Annotated in this window: 15 protein-coding genes and 2 pseudogenes; 9 read left to right on the top strand and 8 right to left on the bottom strand. The window is 71.1% G+C overall.

Going from position 1 to position 14,592, the window contains the following annotated elements; genetic code table 11:
* The first annotated feature begins 34 nt into the window (after positions 1 to 34).
* The 6 genes from AB0I71_RS22520 to AB0I71_RS22495 all read left to right on the top strand — a co-directional run bounded on the left by AB0I71_RS22520 (position 35) and on the right by AB0I71_RS22495 (position 7,130).
* Complete coding sequence (locus AB0I71_RS22520) at positions 35 to 631, top strand: LemA family protein (protein WP_357587600.1); 597 nt, start codon at positions 35 to 37, stop codon at positions 629 to 631.
* Positions 632 to 641: 10 nt separating this feature from the next.
* On the top strand, positions 642 to 2,642 hold the full coding sequence (locus tag AB0I71_RS22515; RefSeq protein ID WP_357587598.1) for a M48 family metalloprotease: 2,001 nt from the start codon (positions 642 to 644) through the stop codon (positions 2,640 to 2,642).
* A gap of 467 nt (positions 2,643 to 3,109) precedes the next feature.
* Positions 3,110 to 4,420: a sensor histidine kinase gene (locus AB0I71_RS22510; RefSeq protein ID WP_357587596.1), complete on the top strand. Its 1,311-nt coding sequence runs from the start codon at positions 3,110 to 3,112 to the stop codon at positions 4,418 to 4,420.
* Positions 4,417 to 5,097: a response regulator transcription factor gene (locus AB0I71_RS22505; RefSeq protein WP_357587594.1), complete on the top strand. Its 681-nt coding sequence runs from the start codon at positions 4,417 to 4,419 to the stop codon at positions 5,095 to 5,097. The genes AB0I71_RS22510 and AB0I71_RS22505 overlap by 4 nt, the downstream gene beginning before the upstream one ends.
* Before the next feature lie 81 nt (positions 5,098 to 5,178).
* Positions 5,179 to 6,072, top strand: coding sequence for an ATP-binding cassette domain-containing protein (locus AB0I71_RS22500; protein WP_357587592.1), 894 nt, complete (start codon positions 5,179 to 5,181; stop codon positions 6,070 to 6,072).
* On the top strand, positions 6,069 to 7,130 hold the full coding sequence (locus AB0I71_RS22495) for an ABC transporter permease (protein WP_357587590.1): 1,062 nt from the start codon (positions 6,069 to 6,071) through the stop codon (positions 7,128 to 7,130). The genes AB0I71_RS22500 and AB0I71_RS22495 overlap by 4 nt, the downstream gene beginning before the upstream one ends.
* Before the next feature lie 68 nt (positions 7,131 to 7,198).
* Here the strand turns inward: AB0I71_RS22495 and AB0I71_RS22490 are convergent, their stop codons facing one another.
* Positions 7,199 to 7,837 (bottom strand): DUF402 domain-containing protein, encoded by a 639-nt coding sequence (locus AB0I71_RS22490; protein WP_357587588.1) that lies wholly within the window; start codon positions 7,835 to 7,837, stop codon positions 7,199 to 7,201.
* Positions 7,834 to 8,022, bottom strand: a complete 189-nt coding sequence (locus tag AB0I71_RS22485) for a hypothetical protein (RefSeq protein WP_357587586.1) — start codon at positions 8,020 to 8,022, stop codon at positions 7,834 to 7,836. Before AB0I71_RS22485 ends, AB0I71_RS22490 begins: the two co-directional genes overlap by 4 nt.
* 88 nt (positions 8,023 to 8,110) lie before the next feature.
* Here AB0I71_RS22485 and AB0I71_RS22480 point away from each other — a divergent pair.
* Positions 8,111 to 8,332: pseudogene (locus AB0I71_RS22480) on the top strand (hypothetical protein); the annotation flags it as partial.
* 153 nt (positions 8,333 to 8,485) lie between these two features.
* Positions 8,486 to 8,884: a nuclear transport factor 2 family protein gene (locus AB0I71_RS22475; protein ID WP_357587703.1), complete on the top strand. Its 399-nt coding sequence runs from the start codon at positions 8,486 to 8,488 to the stop codon at positions 8,882 to 8,884.
* A 40-nt stretch (positions 8,885 to 8,924) separates the two neighbouring features.
* On the opposite strand, the gene AB0I71_RS22470 is transcribed toward AB0I71_RS22475, so the two are convergent.
* From AB0I71_RS22470 to AB0I71_RS22450, 5 genes and pseudogenes are all read right to left on the bottom strand, one after another.
* Positions 8,925 to 10,196: an MFS transporter gene (locus tag AB0I71_RS22470; RefSeq protein WP_357587584.1), complete on the bottom strand. Its 1,272-nt coding sequence runs from the start codon at positions 10,194 to 10,196 to the stop codon at positions 8,925 to 8,927.
* Positions 10,192 to 10,807 (bottom strand): annotated as a pseudogene (locus AB0I71_RS22465) (helix-turn-helix domain-containing protein); the annotation flags it as partial. The pseudogene AB0I71_RS22465 and the gene AB0I71_RS22470, both read right to left, overlap by 5 nt.
* A 175-nt stretch (positions 10,808 to 10,982) precedes the next feature.
* A complete protein-coding gene (locus tag AB0I71_RS22460; protein ID WP_099846556.1) occupies positions 10,983 to 11,732 on the bottom strand; it encodes a YebC/PmpR family DNA-binding transcriptional regulator in 750 nt (249 codons plus the stop codon).
* A gap of 219 nt (positions 11,733 to 11,951) precedes the next feature.
* Entirely contained in the window at positions 11,952 to 12,254 is a 303-nt protein-coding gene (locus AB0I71_RS22455; RefSeq protein WP_357587581.1) for a hypothetical protein, read from the bottom strand.
* Positions 12,251 to 12,874 (bottom strand): NAD(P)H-dependent oxidoreductase, encoded by a 624-nt coding sequence (locus AB0I71_RS22450; protein ID WP_357587579.1) that lies wholly within the window; start codon positions 12,872 to 12,874, stop codon positions 12,251 to 12,253. The genes AB0I71_RS22455 and AB0I71_RS22450 overlap by 4 nt, the downstream gene beginning before the upstream one ends.
* 103 nt (positions 12,875 to 12,977) lie before the next feature.
* On the opposite strand from AB0I71_RS22450, the gene AB0I71_RS22445 reads away from it, so the two are divergent.
* Positions 12,978 to 13,826: a helix-turn-helix transcriptional regulator gene (locus AB0I71_RS22445; RefSeq protein ID WP_357587701.1), complete on the top strand. Its 849-nt coding sequence runs from the start codon at positions 12,978 to 12,980 to the stop codon at positions 13,824 to 13,826.
* Between the two features lie 155 nt (positions 13,827 to 13,981).
* Here the strand turns inward: AB0I71_RS22445 and pdxT are convergent, their stop codons facing one another.
* A complete protein-coding gene (pdxT, locus tag AB0I71_RS22440; RefSeq protein WP_357587577.1) occupies positions 13,982 to 14,587 on the bottom strand; it encodes a pyridoxal 5'-phosphate synthase glutaminase subunit PdxT in 606 nt (201 codons plus the stop codon).
* Positions 14,588 to 14,592: the final 5 nt, after the last annotated feature.

Here is a 14,592-nt window from a genome sequence, read left to right as displayed (position 1 = left end):
AGCGGAAGAACCGACACACACCGAGGGAGCGGCCGTGGAACTGATCATTGGATTGGTGTGCCTGCTGTTGATCGTCGTGGCGGTGGTCGGCTTCGGCGTCTCGATCTACAACGGGCTGGTCCGGGCCCGCAACGCGTACCGCAACGCTTTCGCCCAGATCGACGTGCAGCTCGTCCGGCGGCACGACCTCATCCCCAACCTGGTCGAGACGGCCAAGGGCTACCTCAAGCACGAGCGGGAGACGCTGGAGGCGGTGATCAACGCCCGCAACGCCGCCGTCAACGCGCAGGCGACGGCTGCGGCCTCCCCCGGTGACCCGGCGGCGATGCAGCAGCTCAGTGGCGCGGAGAACATGCTCACCGCCACCCTGGGTCGGCTGTTCGCGCTCTCCGAGGCGTACCCGGACCTCAAGGCCAACCAGAACATGATGCAGCTCTCGGAGGAGCTGACCTCGACGGAGAACCGGGTCGCGTTCGCCAGGCAGGCGTACAACGACGCGGTGATGGCCTACAACAACAAGCGCGAGGTCTTCCCCTCCAGCGTGTTGGCCGGGATGTTCTCGTTCGGCCCGGCGGAGCTGTTCCAGCCGGACGACCCGCAGCAGCGCCAGGCGCCGCAGGTCTCGTTCTGATCGGGCCGCGATGAACTTCTTCGAACGGCAGCGCCAGGTACGCCGGCTGTCGACCCGGCTGGTACTGCTGTTCGTGCTGGCCGTGGTCGGCATCGTGGTGGTGGTGAACATCGCGGCACTGTTCGCCTTCAACGCCACCACCGCCGATCCCGGCCAGCTCGCCGGGTTCGTGGCCATGGTCACCATCGCCACGGTCGCCGCGATCGGGCTGGCCGCCCTGGTGCGTACGCTCGCGTTGCGCGGCGGCGGCGGAAAGGTGGCCCGGGAGCTGGGCGGGGTGCCGGTACCGGCGAACACCACGGACCCGGAGCTGCGCCGGCTGCGCAACGTCGTCGAGGAGATGGCGCTGGCCTCCGGCGTACCCGTTCCCGAGGTCTATGTCCTGCCGGAGGAGACGGCGATCAACGCCTTCGCCGCCGGATGGACCCCGTCCGACGCCGCCGTCGCCGTCACCCGGGGTGCGTTGCAGCGGCTCAACCGCGACGAACTCCAGGGGGTCATCGCCCACGAATTCAGTCACGTCGTCAACGGCGACATGCGGCTGAACATCCGGCTGATGGGCCTGTTGTTCGGCATCCTCTTCCTGACCGTGATCGGCCGTGGGCTGGCCCGCGCCGGGGTCATCGGCGGCGGCCGGTCACGCGGCAACAACAGCGGCGGCAGCGCCGCCCCGCTGGCGCTGGTGGGTCTGGCGTTGCTGGTGGCAGGCTATGTGGGTGTCCTCGCCGGTCGCCTCATCCAGGCCTCGGTGTCCCGTCAGCGGGAGTATCTCGCCGACGCCTCGGCGGTGCAGTACACCCGCCAGACCCGGGGCATCGCCGGGGCACTGAAGAAGATCGGTGGCCTGACCGACGGGTCCGAGCTGAAGTCGCCGAAGCGCGACGAGGTCGGGCACATGCTCTTCGGCGAGGCGGCCCGGACGTCCTGGTTCGCCACCCATCCCCCGCTGGCCGACCGGATCAAGGCGTTGGAGCCGTCGTTCGACCCGGCCGAGCTGCAACAACTGTCACGGCGATGGGCGGCGGCGCCGCCGTCGGGCCGTCAGGAGGACGTGGCGATGGGTCTGGCCCCGGCCGCCGCACCAGGCCAGCCGGGCGCACCGGGCCGGCCGGCGGCGGGGCGGGAGACACCGGGTCGGGCGCGGCAGGCCCAGCCCGGGCCACCCGGGCGCGGCGAGCGGGTACGCGTCGCGCCGGAGGAGGTGCTGGGCCGGGTGGCCGCGCCGACCGAGAGCGCCTACACCCACGCCGCAGCGATCCTCGACCGGATCCCGGATCCGCTGCTCGATCGGGCCCGCGATCGGGAGGCTGCCGTACCGCTGCTGCTCGGCCTGCTGCTCAGCGCCGAGCCGGAGATCCGGCAGCACCAGTACGCCGCGGTGGCTCAGCGACACGGCCAGGAACTGGCCGACGGCGCGCTGCGCGCGGCGGACGACCTGGTCGAACTCCCCGCTGAGCTGCGGTTGCCGCTGGCCGAACTGACCTTCCCGGCGTTGCGCGAGCGTCCGGACGCCGAACTGGAGTCACTGCTGGCGGCCGTGTTCACGTTGATCCACGCCGACGGCGCGATAAACGTGACCGAGTACTGCCTGTCCCGGCTGCTGCTGGCTGAGTTGGAGGAGTCGCTACGGCCGGACTCCCGGTGGCGTACCGACCGGCGCAAGCTCACCGACACGCGCTCGGCGGCGGCCGCCCTGCTGGCCATCCTCGCGCAGGTCGGGCACCCTGACCGGGGCGAGGCGGAACGGGCCTACCAGGCCGGCGTCGGCACGCTGCTGCCGGACACCAACCTGCCGTACGCGCCGCCGGAGAACGGCGTGCTCGCCCTGGAGACCGCCTGGCCGGTGCTCGACGGGTTGCGTCCTGGCGACAAGGAACGGCTGGTGGCGGCCACCGTCGCGGTGATCAGCCACGACGGGATGATGACCGTGCCCGAGATCGAGTTGCTGCGGACGATCTGCGGCCTGCTGCACTGTCCGCTGCCGCCGATGGTCGGCGACGTCACCGGCTGACCATCGCCCCGCCCTCCCCTCCCCGTCCCCCGCCCGACCGCCCAGCGCCCATCCCTCGCCCGACCGCCCAGCGCCCATCGCCCACCGCCCATCGCCCATCGGTACGGCCCGACCCGCCGGTGCTCTCTGTCCTCGGTGGATCCGCACGAGAGCCGGACACAGAGAGTGGTTGTCACTCCGGGTCACGGCAACGCGGAAGACCTCTATCCCACCTCGCACGCTTTGCTCTGCTTCAACCTACGCACTGGTGCCTGAGCAGGGGCGCGGCAACGGTCCGCGGCCACACCTGCCGCACCCGCTGATACTTTCCGTGAGCATTGCGTCCGTTGAAGCAGAGCAAAGGGAGGGCAGGGGTAATGGTTGGGGAGGTGGGGAGGCACTGTTCGTGACGATCGGTGGGCGGACGGACGGCCCGATCTCACCCGACGCGTATGGCGATCGGCGAGGGGGATGGCATGCTGCCCAGGGTGACCACCGAGACCGCCGAGACCACCGACGAGTGGCGGCGGGCCGAAACCAGTGACGAGTGGCAGCGGCCGGGGCCGACGCCGGAGCAGCGCCGGCTGGACCTGTACGCCGGGCTGGCCGCCACGGCCCTGGCCCTGCTCAGCCTGACGTTGGCCCGCAGCACCGGGGCGTTCGTGCTGGGACCACCGCCGTCCGGTGTCGAACAGCTCTTCTGGACCGTCGCGGTGCCGCTGCCGTTGATCTGGCGACGCCGCTTCCCCGTCGCCGCCACGCTGGCCGTGTCGGCCGCGTTCATCGGTTCGCAGGTGCGCGCCGTCCCCGAGTGGCAGCTCTCCTCCTGGGCGCTGTTCATCGCCATCTACACGCTGGGCGCCTGGGGCCGGAACCGTCGGTTGTCCCGCCGACTGCGGATCGGTGTGATCGTCGCGATGTTCACCTGGATGGGGATCGCCTTGTCGATCAACTACCGCACGCTCACCGCGGAGTCCTTCGCCGACGCGGTCGGCCCGGTGCCGCCGGTGCTCGCCGCGATCGTCACCGGCGTCCTGGTCAACGCGCTGTACTTCGGGTTCGCGTACTTCTTCGGCGAGACCGCCTGGGTGGCCGCCCGGCGCGAGCACCAGGTGGCCGAGCAGGCGGAACGGCTGCGCCGGTCACAGGCCGAGGTACGCGAGCACGCGGTGGTCGGCGAGCGGGTCAGGATCGCCCGTGAGCTGCACGACGTGGTCGCCCACCACGTGTCGGTGATGGGGGTGCAGGCGGCGGCGTGTCGCCGGGTCTTCGACAAGGATCCGGCGAAGGCGCGCACCGCGCTCGCCTCCATCGAGCAGACCGCCCGCCAGGCGGTCGACGAGTTGCGCCGGATGCTCGGCGTGCTGCGGGCCGGCGACGGCGATCCGGAGGGCGCCCGGCAGCCGGCCGGGGTCGACCAGATAGCCGCCGTGGTGGACCGGGCCGGTGAGGCTGGGCTCCGCGCCACCCTCGGGGTGTACGGCGATCCGCAGCCGCTGCCGGAGTCGGTCTCCCAGGCCGCGTACCGGGTGGTGCAGGAGGCGGTGACGAACGTGTTGAAGCACGCCACCGGGGCGAGCCTGCTCGACGTCCGGGTCCGTTATCTGGCGCAGGAGATGGAGGTCGAGGTGAGCGACGACGGCCGGGCCACCCGGTCGGCGAACGCCGACGGGCTGGGACTGATCGGGATGCGGGAACGGGTCGCGACCCACGGCGGTGAGTTGGAGGTGGGTCCGCGTACCGGCGGTGGCTGGCGGGTGCGGGTCCGCTTCCCGCTGCCGGCGGGGAGTCCGGCGTGAACCCGATCCGCGTGCTCCTCGCCGACGACCACCACCTGGTGCGTACCGGCTTCCGGGTCATCCTGGAGATCGAGGACGACATCGACGTGGTCGGCGAGGCCGCCGACGGGGAGCGGGCCGTCGGCATGACCCGGGCGCTACGTCCGGACGTGGTGCTGATGGACGTGGAGATGCCCGGCATGGACGGGCTGGAAGCCACCCGGCGGATCAGCGCCGACGATGACGAGCCGGGCGGGCCGGCCGTGCTGATGCTCACCACGTTCGACCGCGACGACTACCTGTTCGCCGCACTGCGCGCCGGGGCGAGCGGCTTCCTACTCAAGAACGGCACACCGGAGGCACTTGTCGACGCGATCCGGGTGGTGGCCCGGGGCGACGGCCTGCTCGCGCCGGAACTCACCCGGCGGGTGATCGCCACCTTCGCCCGCCCGGGCAGCCAACCCGGTGATGACGTGGCGTCGGAGGCGGCACTGGGCAGCCTCACACCCCGGGAACGGGAGGTCCTGGTGCTCGTCGCCGGAGGTGCCAGCAACGCCGAGATCGCCGCCAGCCTCTACCTGGGCGAGGCGACGGTGAAATCACACGTCAGCCGGGTACTGGCCAAGCTGGGCCTGCGTGACCGGGTACAGGCGGTGGTCTTCGCGTACGAACACGGGGTGGTCCGGCCCGGCGGGTGAGCGTCTCCCCCGCGAGGTGGAGCCCGGATCTCCGTCCCGGGGCGGACGGCGAGCCATGATCCACAAATTAGCGTGTACGCCGTGACAAACGTGCTCCGTCTCGACGGCGTCGACCGCAGCTTCGGCGACCGTCAGGTACTCCGGAACGTGTCCTTCGACGTCGTCGCCGGCCGGATGACCGGCTTCGTCGGCGGCAACGGCGCCGGCAAGACGACCACCATGCGGATCATCCTCGGCGTGCTCGCCGCGGACGCCGGCCAGGTGAGCTGGCAGGGTGAGCCGCTGAGTCGGGACGTACGGCGTCGCTTCGGGTACATGCCGGAGGAACGCGGCCTGTACCCGAAGATGAGCGTCCGGGAGCAGGTGACCTACCTGGGTCAGCTGCACGGGCTGACCGCCGACGCCGCTCGCCGGGCCACCGACGGGCTGCTGGAGCGGGTCGGTCTCGCCGAACGGGGCAACGACCTGCTCGACACGCTCTCCCTGGGCAACCAGCAGCGCGCCCAGATCGCCGCCGCGCTGGTACACGACCCCGAGGTGCTGGTGCTCGACGAGCCCTTCTCCGGTCTCGATCCGCTGGCCGTGGACACGGTCGTCGGTGTCCTGCGGGAACGGGCGGCCGCCGGTGCTCCGGTGCTCTTCTCCAGCCACCAGCTCGATGTGGTTGAACGACTCTGCGACGACCTGGTGATCATCGCGGACGGCTCGATCCGCGCCGCCGGCAGCCGGGAACAGTTGCGCTCGGCGTACACCACGCCCCGCTATGAGCTGGTGGTGGAGACCGACGCCGGCTGGCTGCGCGACCACCCCGGGGTGAGCCTGGTCGACCTCGACGGCGCACGCGCCGTGTTCGACCTGGCCGCCGGCGCCGACGACCAGCCGGTGCTGCGCGCTGCGCTGGAGCGCGGCCCGGTCCGCGCGTTCCGCCCGGTCACTCCCACCCTCGCCGAGATCTTCCGAGAGGTCGCCAAGTGAACGTCATGCAGGCCACCCGCCTGGTCGCCGCCCGGGAGATCCGGGTCAAGCTTCGCGACCGTACCTTCCTGATCAGCACCGTCGTGTTCCTGCTGATCGCGGCGGCGGCGACGATCCTGCCGCCGATGCTGTCCGGCGGCCCGTCCACAGTGGCGGTGACCGAGGCGGCGGCCGGTCCGTTGCGGGCGGCCGGGCTGGAGGTGCTCGCCGTACCCGACGACGCCGCCGCCGAGCAGGCGGTGCGCGACGGTGACGCGGACGCCGCGGTCGTCGCCGGCCCGGCCGTGCTCGCCATGGACGACGCCCCCGGCGACGTCGTCTCCGCGCTGAGCACCGAACCACCGGTCCGGCTGCTGAACCCCGACGCGGTGGACCCGGTGGTGGCCTTCCTGGTGCCGTTCGCCTTCGCCTTCATCTTCTTCCTCACCTCGCAGACCTTCGGGGTGCAGATCGCGCAGAGCATCATCGAGGAGAAGCAGACCCGGATCGTGGAGATCCTCGTCGCCGCGGTGCCGGTCCGTGCCCTGCTGGCGGGGAAGATGCTCGCCGGTACGATCCTCGCGCTCGGCCAGATCGCCCTGGTGGCAGTGGTCGCGGTGGCCGGCATGGCGTTCGGTGACAACGGGACGCTGCTGTCGCTGCTCGGACCGGCGATCGGCTGGTTCGTGCCGTTCTTCCTGCTCGGCTTCGTGCTGATCGCGTCGATGTGGGCGGCGGCCGGCGCGCTCGTCAACCGGCTGGAGGACATCGGTGGTGTGTCGATGCCGGTACAGCTCGCGGTGATGCTGCCGTTCTTCGCGGTGATCTTCCTCAACGACAACGTCACAGCCATGCGGGTGCTGTCCTACCTGCCGTTCTCCTCACCGACGGCGATGCCGCTGCGGCTGTTCAACGGCGACGCCGCCGGCTGGGAACTTGTCGTCTCACTGGCCCTGCTCCTGATCACGGCGGTGGGGTTCCTGCTCGCCGGAGCCCGGGTGTACGAGGGCTCGCTGCTGCGCACCAACGGCCGCACCTCGATCCGCACCGCCTGGCGCGAACGCGAGACGCTGGGCTGAGCCGGCCGCTGCGGCGCCTCCGCGCTCAGGCAGCAGTTCCCCGAAGTTGCTGCCTCGGGTGCAGACGGTCAACGGTGGGGTGGGATGGCTGCCCAGTTGGCCGGCAGGCGGGGGACGGGCCAGGCGGGGTCGGGTTGCCAGGTCTGCCAGGACTCGTCCCACCAGCGTTCACCGGCGTCGAGCCGGGCGGCGATCCGGTCGCCCTCGGCACGGATCGCCTCGCCCATGCCCGGGTAGCGCCCCTCCACCAGCCGCTGCGCGAAGATCTCCACATCCTTGAAGACGTACCTGTCGGCGTCCGCCGCCCACCAGAGGTCCAGCTCGTGGTCGAGGGTGTCCACCCCGATCGGCGTACGCCGGAACGGGTCCTGGAGGTTGAAGTACCAGCCGGCGAAGGCGCGCTCAGAGCCGGACCAGAACACGTCGACCGAGTGCGCCTCGCCGGGCCGCTGAAGCATCAGCTTGCCGTGACCGGTCCAGCCGGTGTGCCCGGCGACCTGCCACGGGTGCCGGCCACACGGGAACTCACCAGACTCGGGAAAGCCGAACTCGGCACCGGGCGGCAGGTAGAGCGCGAGCAGATCGGCGGAATCCTCGACGCAGATCGTCGGGCAACCGAACCACACCTCGCCGCGCAGGATCTCCCGCCGCACCACCACGTCGCCCGGGGCGAAGCGTCCGCCAACCGGCTCCGGCGTCGGGGTCACTCCCCCGCCAGCTCCGGCCGATGCTCCCGGATCCACGCGGCCACATCCGCCTTCCGCCACACCTTGCCCATCGCCAGCACGGCAATGGGCTCCGGGAAGTTTCGCTGGTTGGCGATGACAGACGCGCGCTGCCTGGAGACGTTGCCCAGCATCTCGCGGATCTCCGACACGCCCACCAGCTCCATGTGTTGACAATGACAGCGCCGATCATACTCGACTCCGACAACTGCGCTGTCTATTGACGTTGTAAACAGGCTCTGCCACCATGACGAGATGAGCGCGTCGCCTTCCTCTTCCCAGCTGAGACAGCCGCTGAGTCGGTTGCATCGGGTGCATCGGCACCTGCCTCGGCGGCCCGACTGGTCCTGCGGGGCGTGTACCGCCGCCTGGCCGTGCCCGACGGCCCGGATGCTGCTGCGCCACGAGTACGGCCCGGACCGGGTCGGCCTCTCGATCTACCTGGCCGGTCAGTTGTTCGACGCCACCGGGGATCTGCTCTGGCTGGCCGCTGGTCGGCCGCCGCCGCCGGCCGAGTTGTTCGACCGCTTCCTGGGCTGGGCCGCTCCTCGGCTCAACGGCCTGGCACGCCCGCGAGTGTCACACCCCGACGGTAGAAATCCAGCACCCCTGGACACGAGGAGCACGATCATGGACGTACGGGATGCGGCCCGACGGTGGGCGGACGCCTGGGCCCAGGGCTGGCCGGCCCGGGACGTGGCGAGGATCGTCGACCTCCAGGCGGAGGACGGTGACCACTGGGCGTCGATGTTCCGCCCGTACCGGGGCCGGGCCGGGCTCCGGGCATACGTGGCGGAGTGTTTCGGCGAGGAGACCCGGCCGGCGGAGGTCTGGTTCGGCGAACCACGGGTCGACGGCGACACGGCCACCATCGAGTACTGGGCGGTCACCTACCCGTACGACGAGCCGGTCACCATCTCCGGCTGCACTGTGGTCCGCTTCGACGCCGACGGCCTGGCCACCGAGTCCCGCGACTACTCCCACAGCACCGAGGGCAGGTTCCTCCCACCCACCACCCTCTTTCCCTGACCTCGCCGGACGGGGTCGACAGGCGAGCGGCCCCGTAGCCTCAGCTCTCGGGCAGCGTGCGCATGGTGCGCAGCGGGGAGAAGACGACCCAGAGCACCCCGAGCAGGGCTCCGAGACTGGCGATCCAGAGGGCGGGCCGTACCCCGATCGCAGCGCCGAGGGTCCCGCCGAGCACGGCACCGATCGGCCGGATGCCGTAGTTGACGGTGCGGCGGAAACCGGAGACCACGGCGAGCATCGCCACAGGTGTGGCGGCGATCTGCACCGATCCGACGGCGATGTCGAGGACCATGACGCCCAGCGCGGCGACGAACTCGGCGACGAACAGCAGCGCGAGCACCAGCGGCTGCGGCCCGGTGGCCAGCGGCACGAGGATCAGTGGAGCCGGGAAGGCGACGAAACCGAGGAGGACCGCGGGGCCGATGCCGATCCGGCGGCTGACCGGGCCGGTGACTGCCGCGCCGAGCAGTCCACCGAACGAGCCGGCCCCGATGATCAGGCCCAGCACGCCCGGGGACACCTCCAGACTGGTGGTCACGTAGAGCACGAAGAGCGCGGCGAACATGTAGTTGAACAGGTTGAGCGTGGTGGTGCCGAGCAGGGTCGCCCGCAGGATCGCCGAGCGGACCACGTACCGCACGCCGGCGGCCATGCCCCGGCCGGGTCCGCTCGCCACGGGATGCTCGGTGACCGTCATCCGGGCCAGGAAGACCGCCGAGGTCAGGTAGGTGAGCACCCCGGATAAGAGTGCGACCGGGGCGGTGAGCACCTGCACGAGCACGCCACCGATGCTCGGGCCGGCCACGTGCGACATGGCCCTGCTGCCGTTGATCAGACTGTTGGCGTCCACGTAGTCGGACCGTCGGACCAGGGTGGCGAACAGGCTGACGTGCGCCACCTCGAAGAACATCGAGAGGACGCCGATCAGGAAGGTGACGGCACAGAGCAGCGGCAGGTTCAGCACGCCCGCCCACCACAGCAGCGGCACGGCCAGCAGCAGGCCCGCCCGACCGACGTCGGCGACGATCATTACCTGGCGGCGGCGGGGATACCGGTCCACCCAGGCGCCGGCCGGCATGGAGAAGAACAGGTTCGGCAGCAGCGAGGCGGCGGTCAGGTAGCCCATCTCGGCGGGTCCGGCGCCGAAGGCGAGCACGGCCAGCAGCGGCACGGCGAGCACGATGATCTGGTCGCCGAAGAGCGAGACGGTCTGCGCGGACCAGTAGCGGCGGAAGGCCGCCCGCCGAAGCAGCCGTGGGATGCGTGGCCGGCGCGGCGGCGCCGGGTCGGTCAGGGCGAGAGTTTCGGTCACGGCCCGTCTCCGCCCGCTGTCCTTTCCGGGGGTACGGCTGCACGCGGTAGCGCCATCTGGACGAAGGTCACCGGGCGGGACCCGGGTGGGCGTTTCGCCGGGTCGGCGATCCGTTCGTCGTACCGGGCCAGCAGGGCGTCGACCTGTTCCGTGATCTCACCCAGCTCGGCGGCGGTGACGTGCAGCAACGCGTCGCCGAAGCCGGCCGCGGCGCGCCACTCGGCGGGCTCGTCGGCGCGGATCGCGAGGTAGTCCTGTGCGCGTTGCAGGTAGATGCCGACCATCACGCTGTTGATCTGGTCCGTGGCGGCCCGCATGTCCGGGTCGTCGGAGTCGTCGTCCCAGGAGGTGTACTGCGTGGTGGCCCGCCAGGGCCGTTCCCGAGCGTCCGCCCCGGGTACCCGTTCGGCGAACCCGTACTTGGCGAGTTGCCGCAGGTGGAACGAGCAGTTCGGCACGTTGTCGTCGAGCCGAGCCGCCGCCTGGGTCGCGGTCATCGGCCCTTCGCCGCGCAGCAGCCCGATCAGACGCATCCGCAGCGGGTGGGCGTACGCCCGCAGGGCACGCGGGTCGGTGACCTTGAGCGCGCGCCGAGGTGTCTCGTCAGCCATACAGTAGAGAATGCTTTAGAAAGATATCTCTAGCAACCCCTAGCGCCGGCTCCGCACTCGACCAATCGCGACAAGCGATCTGCTGCGCTCGACACGCCGGTGGGGAGCGGCTGAAGGCGACGAATGAAGAAGGCGCCGACCCGGTGGGGTCAGCGCCTTCGACTCGTACGCGGGGTCAGCCGACGGCGGCCATGACCTCGTCGGAGACGTCGAAGTTGGCGTAGACGTTCTGCACGTCGTCGCTGTCCTCCAGGACGTCGATCAGCTTGAAGATCTTGCGCGCGCCCTCCTCGTCCAGCGGCACGGTGACGCTGGGCACCAGCGAGGACTCGGCCGACTCGTACTCGATGCCGGCGTCCTGCAGGGCGGTCCGCACGGCGAGCAGGTCACCGGGCTCGGACACCACCTCGAACGCCTCGTCGAGGTCGTTGACCTCCTCGGCGCCCGCGTCGAGGACGGCCATCATCACGTCGTCCTCGGTGGTGCCGGCCTTGGGCACGATCACCACGCCCTTGCGGGAGAACATGTACGACACAGAGCCGGCGTCGGCGAACGAGCCGCCGTTGCGGGTCAGCGCGGTGCGCACCTCGGTGGCGGCGCGGTTGCGGTTGTCGGTCAGGCACTCGATCAGCAGCGCGACACCGTTCGGGCCGTACCCCTCGTACATGATCGTCTGGTAGTCGGCCCCGCCGGCCTCCAGGCCGGAGCCGCGCTTGACGGCCCGGTCGATGTTGTCGTTGGGGACCGAGTTCTTCTTGGCCTTCTGGATCGCGTCGTAGAGCGTCGGGTTGCCGGCCGGATCACCGCCGCCGGTACGCGCCGCGACCTCCACGTTCTTGATCAGCTTGGCGAACATCTTGCCGCGCTTGGCGTCGATGACCGCCTTCTTGTGCTTGGTCGTCGCCCACTTTGAGTGGCCGGACATCTGTTACCTCCGTTGCTACCCGCCGTCTGCATCGACCGCACCGAGCGCCCCGCTCCGCACCGGCGCACACGGTGGTGCCGGTCAGCTCTGGTGGAAGCAGTGGCGGCCAGATGGCCCTGCCGAATCTCGACAATCCTACCGACGTGCGGCGGGTGACCGTCACCCGCCGCACGTCAGCCGCCGGCCCGCTCTCCCCCGATCGACACAAAGCGGACGAAGTCACTCCCCCATGCCGTACGACCCCAGCACCGTGAACTCGGCAGTGCTGCGCTGCTCGCAGCGCTCGTCGAGCTCCGCCCGGAAGCGGCCGAACGACTCCAGCGACGGCAGCGGTCCGGGCAGATCCGGCCCCATGACGACGTCGATGAAGCTGAGCCCGTCGTCGAGTCGCAGGGTCTGATAGCGGAACCCGGGCGGGCGGAGCCGGGCCAGGTCCCGGTACACCGCGTCGAGCAGGGCCAGATGCTCGTCGAGGCGGTCGGCCCGGACCCGGTAATTGATCAGCAGGGTGTCCACGCTCATCGCACCGGCACCGCGCCGCGGCCGGCGTCCACCAGCGCGCTCACCATCAGGGCCACCTCGGCCGCACGTTGCGGCGCGGGTGCGATCCGGGCGGGCGCGGTCGGGTCGGTGGCGCGCTCGGCGGGCCACTGGAAATCGGTGAAGAGCTGCAACTCGACGTGGCCCGGTACGACGGCCATGCCCACCTCGCCCAGGATCACCCGGAGGTGCTCGGCCGCCTGCCCGCCCCCGCGAGCGCCGTAACTGAGCACTCCGGCCGGCTTGCCGCGCCACTCGGCATCCAGGTAGTCGATGGCGTTCTTCAGCACCGCCGGGACCGAGCTGTTGTACTCCGGGGTGACGAAGATGAAGGCGTCGTAGGCCGACACCACCGACGACCAGCGGCGGGTGTGGTCGTGACGGTAGTCGCCGAACCGGGCCGGCACCGGTTCGTCGAGCATCGGCAGCCGCTGCTCGGCGAGATCGACAAGCTCGACGGTCAGCTCACCCGCGCGCGCCGCCGGATGCCCGGCCATCGTCTCGGCCACCCATTTCGCCACCGCCGGGCCGCGCCGCCCCGGGCGGCTGCTGCCCACGACCAGGCCCACCGTGATCGGTCCGTTCTCGTGCGTTCTGTTCATGACCCGATCCCACAGCCGCCGGCGACACTCGGGGAGACCGGCGTGAGGGTAGCCCTGGTGGGGACATGCTCCGGGACGGCGATCGGGGCAGACTGGACGCGTGATGGACGGCGAGTTGGGCGCGTTCCTCCGCAGCCGCCGGGAGGCGCTGCGGCCCGAGCAGGTGGGGTTGCCGACCAACGGCCGGCGGCGTACACCGGGCCTGCGGCGTGCGGAGTTGGCCACGTTGGCCCAGGTCAGCGTGGAGTACCTGACCCGGCTCGAACAGGGCCGGGACACCCGCCCGTCGCCCGGCATCCTCGCCGCGCTGGCCGAGGCGCTGCGGCTCGATGACGCCGACCGGCGGCACCTTCAGCAACTCGCGTCGGTCGACCAACGCCGGGAACTGTGCGCGGGTGGGCGGCCGTTCGTGTCGCGTACCGTCCGTCCGCAGGTCCGGACGCTGCTGGAGGCGCTGCGCGACCGACCGGCGTACCTGCTCAACCGGCTCGGCGACGTGCTGGCCTGGAACGAGTCGTTCGACCGGTTGGCCCGCCCGCTGGGGCTGCTCGACGACGAGCAGCCCAACCTCGTGTGGTTCATCTTCGCCGACGAACGGGCACCGGAGCACTTTCCCGACTGGGCCGACCTCGCCGACCAGCAGGTCGCCGACCTGCACCGGTTGCGCGGGGGCGACCCGGCCACCGACGCGTTCGCCGAACGGCTCGACCGTACCGTCGGGGTACCGTTCCGGTCCCGGTGGCAGCGCCGGCCGGTCGCGGTGCAGTCCAGCGGGGTGCGCTGGCTGCGGCATCCGGAGGTGGGGCCGCTGCGACTGTCGTACGAGACGCTGGAGCTCGCCGACGACCAGCAGCGACTGGTGGTGCAGCAGCCCGCCGACGCGGACAGCGCCGCGGCGCTGGACCGCCTGCTGGGCCGCCGCCCCGGCGGTCTCCGCTCGGTCGCCGGCTGAAGCCAAGACACAACCACCCGCCCCACCGCCCCCGCCGCGCCGCCGCGCCGCCGCGAAGATCCGAGCAGTTTCAGGGATGTTGCTGCCTCGAAGCGAGTTGAGGCAGCAACATCCCCGAAGTTGCTGCCTCACGTGGCCCGGCGGGCGGGGCAGGGTCAGCGGGGGGCGCGGACCAGGTCGACGAAGTAGGCGTGCAGGCGGGGGTCGCCGGTGAGTTCCGGGTGGAACGAGGTGGCCAGCAGGTTGCCCTGGCGGACGGCGACGATCCGGCCGGTGGCCGGGCCGGCGGTGACCGTGCCCAGCACCTCGACGCCGTCACCGACCCGCTCGACCCAGGGCGCGCGGATGAAGACCGCGTGCAGCGGCCCACCCGGAATGCCGGTGATCTCCACCGGTGCCTCGAAGGAGTCGACCTGCCGGCCGAACGCGTTGCGGCGGACGGTCATCGCGATGCCGTCGAAGCCGCGCTGGTCCGGTCGGCCGTCGAGCACCTCGGTGGCCAACATGATCATCCCGGCGCAGGAGCCGTAGACCGGCATCCCGTCCGCGATCCGCTTGTCGATCGGGCCGCGCAGCTCGAAGATGTCGACCAGTTTGCTGATCGTGGTCGACTCCCCGCCCGGGATGACCAGGCCGTCGACGGCGTCCAGTTCCGCCGGCCGGCGTACGGTGTGGGCCCGGGCGCCCGCCGTGGTCAGTGCGGTGACGTGTTCGCGGACGTCGCCCTGTAGGGCGAGCACACCGATGACGGGTGCCGTCACCGTCG

The organism is Micromonospora sp. NPDC049891 (genome assembly GCF_040660295.1).
Classification (GTDB): Bacteria; Actinomycetota; Actinomycetes; order Mycobacteriales; family Micromonosporaceae; genus Micromonospora.
The sequence above is the reverse complement of the archived record's forward strand: the minus strand, read 5'-3'. Positions and strand labels throughout refer to the sequence as shown.

Coding starts and splice junctions, on each gene's coding strand:
- AB0I71_RS22515 (WP_357587598.1), top strand. CDS start 642: ATGAACTTCTTCGAACGGCAGCGCCAGGTACGCCGGCTGTCGACCCGG.
- AB0I71_RS22485 (WP_357587586.1), bottom strand. CDS start 8,022: ATGGAGCTGGTGGGCGTGTCGGAGATCCGCGAGATGCTGGGCAACGTC.
- AB0I71_RS22475 (WP_357587703.1), top strand. CDS start 8,486: ATGGACGTACGGGATGCGGCCCGACGGTGGGCGGACGCCTGGGCCCAG.
- AB0I71_RS22460 (WP_099846556.1), bottom strand. CDS start 11,732: ATGTCCGGCCACTCAAAGTGGGCGACGACCAAGCACAAGAAGGCGGTC.
- AB0I71_RS22455 (WP_357587581.1), bottom strand. CDS start 12,254: ATGAGCGTGGACACCCTGCTGATCAATTACCGGGTCCGGGCCGACCGC.
- AB0I71_RS22450 (WP_357587579.1), bottom strand. CDS start 12,874: ATGAACAGAACGCACGAGAACGGACCGATCACGGTGGGCCTGGTCGTG.
- AB0I71_RS22445 (WP_357587701.1), top strand. CDS start 12,978: ATGGACGGCGAGTTGGGCGCGTTCCTCCGCAGCCGCCGGGAGGCGCTG.